Genomic DNA, 6,237 nt, shown 5'->3' with positions numbered 1-6,237 from the left:
GACCGACGTACTGATCGTGCCGCGCGGGCGCAGCCAGGACGTCAAACTGCTGCTGGATGCGATGAAGAAGTAACGGTCAGCCCAGCAATTCGGCGCGGTGGCGCGCCACCAGATCGGCCAGCCATGCGCGGAACGCGCGGACCCGCGCGAGGCGGCGGGTGTCGCGGTGGGTGACGAGCCAGAAGGCGCGGCGGATCGCGATATCGGGCAAGACGCGCACCAGCGCGGGGTTCGCGCCGGCAATGAAGTGCGGCAGCACGCCGATGCCGGCCCCCGATTCGATGAGGCGCGCCTGCGCCTGGATGCTCGACGAGCGCAGGTGGGGGACGAGTCGCGCGTCGATATCGTCGAGGTAGCGCAGCTCCGGCGCGTAGAGCAGGTCGGGGATATAGCCGACCAGACGGTGCTGCGTGCCCAGTGTCGCGCGCGTCGGCGCAGGGTGCGCGGCCAGATAGTCGCGCGCCGCGTAGAGGTGCAGCGCATAATCGGACAGCTTGGCCGCCACCAACGGGCCACTGCGCGGGCGCGCGAGCAGCACCGCGACGTCCGCCTCGCGCCGCGACGGGCTCAGAAAGCCGCTACTGGCCACCAGATCGACGGTCAGCCCGGGGTGCGCCTGCGCGAAGGCGGGCAGGTGGCGCGCGACGAAGAAGGCGCCGAACCCCTCCGACACGCTGACGCGCAGCACGCCCGTCAGCGTCCCCGTCGCGCCGTCGCTGGCGATCGCGTCGGCGGCGCGCGCCATGCGCTCGACCTGCGCCAGCAGCGCCTCGCCCGCCTCGGTCAGCACCTGCCCCTCGCGCGTCTGTTCGAACAGCGTGCGGCCCAGCCTCGCCTCCAGCCGGCGCAGGCGGCGGCCGATCGTGGTGGCATCCACCCCCATCGCCGCGGCGGCGCGCGCCAGCTGCCCCGACCGCGCGATGGCGAGGAAGTCCTGCAGGTCGTTCCAGGGTACCGGCTGCGTCATTGCAGGTGAGCGTTGCAGAATTGCCGCTTGCCTGCAACGCGCCGGCGGGCGCACACCCCGCCCACGGAATATCAGGAGAGAGAAGCCATGCGCACGATCGACCATCATATCGTGGGCGGTGCAGCCGGGGCCGCCGCCCGCACCGGCGAGGTGTTCGATCCCAACAGCGGACAGGTGCAGGCGCGCGTCGCGCTGGGCACGACCGCCGACCTCGACCGCGCGGTCGCCGCCGCGCAGGCCGCGCAGCCCGCCTGGGCCGCGACCAACCCGCAGCGCCGTGCGCGCGTCATGTTCCGGTTCAAGGAACTGGTCGAGGCAAACATGGAGGAGCTGGCGCGCACCTTGTCCAGCGAACATGGCAAGGTGATCGCCGATGCGAAGGGCGACATCCAGCGCGGGCTGGAGGTGATCGAATTCGCCTGCGGCATCCCGCATGTGCTGAAGGGCGAATATACGCATGGCGCGGGGCCGGGGATCGACGTCTATTCGATGCGCACCCCGATCGGCATCGGCGCGGGGATCACCCCGTTCAACTTCCCGGCGATGATCCCGATGTGGATGTTCGGCGTGGCGATCGCGTGCGGCAACGCCTTTATCCTGAAGCCCAGCGAGCGCGACCCGTCGGTGCCGGTGCGGCTGGCCGAGCTGATGCGCGAGGCCGGGCTGCCCGAGGGCGTGCTGCAGGTGGTGCACGGCGACAAGGAGATGGTCGACGCGATCCTGGATCATCCGGCGATCGGCGCGATCAGCTTCGTCGGCTCCTCCGACATCGCGCATTACGTGTACCGGCGCGGCGTGGACGCGGGCAAGCGCGTGCAGGCGATGGGCGGGGCCAAGAACCACGGCATCGTGATGCCCGACGCCGATCTGGACCAAGTGGTCGCGGACCTGTCGGGCGCGGCGTTCGGTTCGGCGGGCGAGCGGTGCATGGCGCTGCCGGTGGTGGTGCCGGTGGGCGAGAAGACCGCCGATGCGCTGCGCGAGAAACTGATCCCCGCGATCGCCGCGTTGCGCGTCGGCGTATCGACCGATGCGGAGGCGCATTACGGCCCGGTGGTGAACGCGGCGCACAAGCAGCGCGTCGAAAGCTGGATCCAGACCGGCGTGGACGAGGGCGCGGAGCTGGTGGTCGACGGCCGCGGCTTCACGCTGCAGGGGCATGAGCAGGGCTTTTTCATCGGCCCGACGCTGTTCGACCGCGTCACCACCGACATGAGCGCGTATCGCGAGGAAATCTTCGGACCCGTGCTGCAGATCGTGCGCGCGCCCGATTTCGAGACCGCGGTGCGGCTGCCGAGCGAGCATCAGTACGGCAACGGCGTCGCGATCTTCACCCGCAACGGCCATGCCGCGCGCGAATTCGCCGCGCGCGTCAACGTCGGCATGGTGGGGATCAACGTGCCGATCCCGGTGCCGGTCGCCTATCACACGTTCGGTGGGTGGAAACGCAGCGCGTTCGGCGACACCAACCAGCACGGGATGGAGGGCGTCAAGTTCTGGACCCGCGTGAAGACGGTGACGCAGCGCTGGCCCGACGGCGGCACCGGCGAGGGCGCCAATGCGTTCGTCATCCCGACCATGGGGTGATGACGGGGTGACGCGATGATGCCGGTGCCTGTTTCGATCCGCTTCGCACGGCGCGGCCGCCGGGCGCTGATATTCGTCCTGCTGAGCGCGCTGGCGGCCTGTTCGTCGCCGCAAGGGGATTACGGCAATGTCGCCGTCCCGGAGCGCGAGGCGGCGGCGCAGCAGGCGATCGAGGCGGCGGCGGCCACCAACGGCGTGCGGGCGACCGCGCGCACCGGCGTGCCGATCGAGGTGAAGCCGCTGACCGCGGCACGCGGCCGCGCGCTGCCCGCGGACTACCAGGGCTATTGGGGCGTCACCCCCGACGATTGCGAGCTGGCCAACACCGCCGCGACGGGGCGCATCAATATCGACGCCGACACGATCCGCTTCCACGAATCCAAGGCGCGGGTGCAGTCGATCGCGCTGCGCGACCCTTATGCGCTGAGCGCCGAGCTGCGCTTTTCGGGGGAAGGCGCGGGCTGGACGCGGCGCAACGATTTCCGGCTGGAGAACGGCGGCACCATGCTGGTACGGCAGGACGGCGCGCAGGTGGTGCGGTACCGGAAATGCTAGGGCGTTCAAACGGCGCGCTGCGTGACGACGGCGCGGGCGATGACAGGATGAGGACATGACCGACCAATTCGACCTGACGGGCGACCAGCGCGAGATCCAGGAACTGGCGCGGCGCTTCACCGCCGACCGGATCACGCCGTTCGCCGCGGAGTGGGACGAACAGCACATCTTCCCGCGCGACACGATCAAGGCGGCAGCCGAGCTGGGCTTCGCCGCGATCTACGTCAGCGAGGAATCGGGCGGGATCGCCCTGGGGCGGCTGGAAGCGGCGCTGATCATGGAGGCGATGGCATACGGCTGTCCCGCGACCAGCGCGTTCATCTCGATCCACAACATGGCCGCGTGGATGATCGACCGGTTCGCCGACGCCGATCTGAAGGCGCGCTACCTGCCCGATCTGGTGACGATGGAACGGATGGCGAGCTATTGCCTGACCGAGCCGGGTTCCGGGTCGGATGCGGCGGCGCTGAAGACCAGCGCGCGGCGGGACGGCGACCATTATGTCGTCAACGGCACCAAGCAGTTCATTTCCGGCGCGGGCGAGAACGAGGTGTACGTCACCATGGTCCGCACCGGGGCGGAGGGGCCGAAGGGCATTTCCTGCCTGGTGATCGACAAGGACATGCCGGGCGTGTCGTTCGGCGCGAACGAGCGCAAGCTGGGCTGGCATGCGCAGCCGACGCGGCAGGTGATCTTCGACAATGTCCGCGTGCCGGTGGCCAATCGCGTCGGCGCGGAGGGCGAGGGGTTCCGCTTCGCGATGATGGGGCTGGACGGCGGGCGGCTGAACATCGGCGCCTGTTCGCTGGGCGGCGCGCAACGCTGTCTGGACGAGGCGATCGCCTATACCCGCGACCGGCAGCAGTTCGGCAAGCCGGTGGCGGAGTTCCAGAACACGCAGTTCATGCTGGCCGACATGGACACCGAATTGCAGGCCGCGCGCTACCTCCTTTACGTCGCCGCGGCGAAGGTGACCGCGGGCGCGCCGGATAAAACGCGCTTCGCCGCGATGGCCAAACGGCTGGCGACCGACACCGGATCGAGCGTGGTCGACCGCGCGCTGCAGCTGCATGGCGGTTACGGTTACCTGATGGACTATCCGATCGAGCGGTTCTGGCGCGACCTACGCGTCCATTCGATCCTGGAGGGGACCAACCAGGTGATGCGGATGATCGTCGGGCGGGAGCTGGTGCGCGCATGACGGACGAACTGATCGTCGCGGTGGAGGGTGCGGTCGGGCGCATCCGCCTGAACCGGCCGAAGGCGCTCCACGCGCTGACCACCGCGATGTGCGCGGGCGTGCTGGACGCGCTGGAGGCGTGGCGCGGGGATGCGGCGGTGCGCTGCGTGGTGATCGACCATGCGGAGGGCCGCGGTTTCTGTGCGGGCGGCGATATCCGGATGCTGGCGGACAGCGGGGCGGGGGACGGCGCGGAGGCGCGCGCGTTCTTCCACACCGAATATCGCATGAACCACCGGCTGTTCACCTATGCCAAGGATACGGTCGCGTTCATGGACGGGATCACCATGGGCGGCGGGGTGGGGATCAGCCAGCCGTGCCGGTATCGCGTGGCGACCGAACAGACGAAGCTGGCGATGCCGGAAACGGGGATCGGGCTGTTCCCCGATGTCGGCGGCGGCTGGTATCTGTCGCGGCTGCCGGGGCGGATCGGCCAGTATCTGGCGCTGACCGGGCACCGGCTGGACGGCGCGGAATGCCTGGCGCTGGGGCTGGCGACGCATTTCGTCCCCGCCGACCGGGTCGAGGAGGCCAAGGCGGCGATCGCGGCACGGCCCGACGACGTGGCGGCGGCGCTGGACGGGCTGTCGGCCGATCCGGGTGCGGCGGCGATCCTGGCGCAGCGCGCCGACATCGACCGGCTGTTCGCGTCCGACCGGCTGGAGGAGGTGTTCGCCGCGCTGGCGGCCGACGACGGCGACTTCGCGCGCGCGACGCTGGCGACGCTGAAGGCGAAGTCGCCGCAGACGATGAAGGTCAGCCTGAAGCTGCTGCTCGACGGGCGCACCATGCCGACGTTCGAGGACGAGATGCGGCAGGAATATGCGGTGGGCAGCCGCGTGGTGCAGCGCCACGATTTCCTGGAGGGCGTGCGCGCGGTGATCGTCGACAAGGACAATGCCCCGCGCTGGGACCCGGCGACGCCCGAGGGGGTGAGCGATCATGTGATCGACCAGATCTTCGCGCCGCTGCCGGATGACGAGGCGTGGACGCCGAACTGACCGTCACCCCAGCGAAGGCCGGGGTCTGGCGCCACGAAGGTCGCGCTCGCGGCCGGAGACCCCAGCCTGCGCTGGGGTGACAATACGGGGAGAAGACAATGGCCGAATACGAAACGATCCTGGTCGAACGGCGCGGCGCGGTGACGCTGGTCACGCTCAACCGGCCGCAGGCGCTCAACGCGCTCAATTCGCAGGTGCTCGCCGACCTGCTCGCCGCCTTCGCCGCGTTCGATGCCGATGCGACGCAGGGGTGTGCGGTGCTGACCGGTAGCGAGAAGGCGTTCGCCGCCGGCGCGGACATCAAGGAAATGGCCGCGCAGGGCTTTGCCGACATGTACGGCACCAACTTCTTCGGCGGGTACGAAACGCTGACGCGGACGCGCAAGCCGGTGATCGCCGCGGTCGCGGGCTATGCGCTGGGCGGCGGGTGCGAGCTGGCGATGATGTGCGACTTCATCCTGGCGGCGGATACTGCGAAGTTCGGCCAGCCGGAGGTCAAGCTGGCGGTATCCCCCGGCATGGGCGGATCGCAGCGGCTGGCGCGCGCGGTCGGCAAGGCCAAGGCGATGGAAATGTGCCTGACCGGGCGGATGATGGACGCGGCCGAGGCGGAGCGCGCCGGGCTGGTCAGCCGCATCGTCCCCGCCGCCGATCTGGTCGAGGACGCGGTGAAGACCGCCGCGACGATCGCGTCGATGGCGCCGCTGGCGGTGATCGCGAACAAGGAAATGGTCAACGCCGCTTACGAGACGACGCTGTCGGCGGGCGTGCAGTTCGAACGCCGGCTGTTCAACGGCCTGTTCGGCACCGCCGACCAGAAGGAAGGCATGGCCGCCTTCGTCGAGAAGCGCGCGGGGCAATGGACGGGAAAATAGGCCGCCGCCGTC

The 6,237-nt window shown here is 69.8% G+C and carries 6 protein-coding genes; 5 read left to right on the top strand and 1 reads right to left on the bottom strand.

Annotated elements, in window-relative coordinates; translation table 11 throughout:
• Nucleotides 1-76: 76 nt before the first annotated feature.
• A complete protein-coding gene (locus COA07_RS07450) occupies nt 77-967 on the bottom strand; it encodes a LysR family transcriptional regulator (RefSeq protein WP_066713938.1) in 891 nt (296 codons plus the stop codon).
• An 87-nt stretch (nt 968-1,054) separates the two neighbouring features.
• Here COA07_RS07450 and COA07_RS07445 point away from each other — a divergent pair, with 87 nt between their 5' ends.
• The 5 genes from COA07_RS07445 (at nt 1,055) to COA07_RS07425 (ending at nt 6,225) form a co-directional block, all read left to right on the top strand.
• Nucleotides 1,055-2,554, top strand: coding sequence for a CoA-acylating methylmalonate-semialdehyde dehydrogenase (locus tag COA07_RS07445; RefSeq protein WP_096640697.1), 1,500 nt, complete (start codon nt 1,055-1,057; stop codon nt 2,552-2,554).
• 18 nt (nt 2,555-2,572) lie between these two features.
• The gene (locus COA07_RS07440; protein WP_141396490.1) at nt 2,573-3,109 is read left to right on the top strand and encodes a hypothetical protein; all 537 of its coding nucleotides are present in this window, start codon (nt 2,573-2,575) and stop codon (nt 3,107-3,109) included.
• 55 nt (nt 3,110-3,164) lie between these two features.
• Nucleotides 3,165-4,310: an acyl-CoA dehydrogenase family protein gene (locus tag COA07_RS07435; protein WP_066712403.1), complete on the top strand. Its 1,146-nt coding sequence runs from the start codon at nt 3,165-3,167 to the stop codon at nt 4,308-4,310.
• Nucleotides 4,307-5,350: an enoyl-CoA hydratase/isomerase family protein gene (locus COA07_RS07430; protein WP_066712401.1), complete on the top strand. Its 1,044-nt coding sequence runs from the start codon at nt 4,307-4,309 to the stop codon at nt 5,348-5,350. Before COA07_RS07435 ends, COA07_RS07430 begins: the two co-directional genes overlap by 4 nt.
• 98 nt (nt 5,351-5,448) lie before the next feature.
• On the top strand, nt 5,449-6,225 hold the full coding sequence (locus tag COA07_RS07425; protein WP_066712399.1) for an enoyl-CoA hydratase: 777 nt from the start codon (nt 5,449-5,451) through the stop codon (nt 6,223-6,225).
• Nucleotides 6,226-6,237: the final 12 nt, after the last annotated feature.

The organism is Sphingomonas adhaesiva, from assembly GCF_002374855.1.
Lineage (GTDB): Bacteria > Pseudomonadota > Alphaproteobacteria > Sphingomonadales > Sphingomonadaceae > Sphingomonas > Sphingomonas adhaesiva.
The sequence above is the reverse complement of the archived record's forward strand: the minus strand, read 5'-3'. Positions and strand labels throughout refer to the sequence as shown.

Coding starts and splice junctions, on each gene's coding strand:
- COA07_RS07450 (WP_066713938.1), bottom strand. CDS start 967: ATGACGCAGCCGGTACCCTGGAACGACCTGCAGGACTTCCTCGCCATC.
- COA07_RS07445 (WP_096640697.1), top strand. CDS start 1,055: ATGCGCACGATCGACCATCATATCGTGGGCGGTGCAGCCGGGGCCGCC.
- COA07_RS07440 (WP_141396490.1), top strand. CDS start 2,573: ATGCCGGTGCCTGTTTCGATCCGCTTCGCACGGCGCGGCCGCCGGGCG.
- COA07_RS07435 (WP_066712403.1), top strand. CDS start 3,165: ATGACCGACCAATTCGACCTGACGGGCGACCAGCGCGAGATCCAGGAA.
- COA07_RS07430 (WP_066712401.1), top strand. CDS start 4,307: ATGACGGACGAACTGATCGTCGCGGTGGAGGGTGCGGTCGGGCGCATC.
- COA07_RS07425 (WP_066712399.1), top strand. CDS start 5,449: ATGGCCGAATACGAAACGATCCTGGTCGAACGGCGCGGCGCGGTGACG.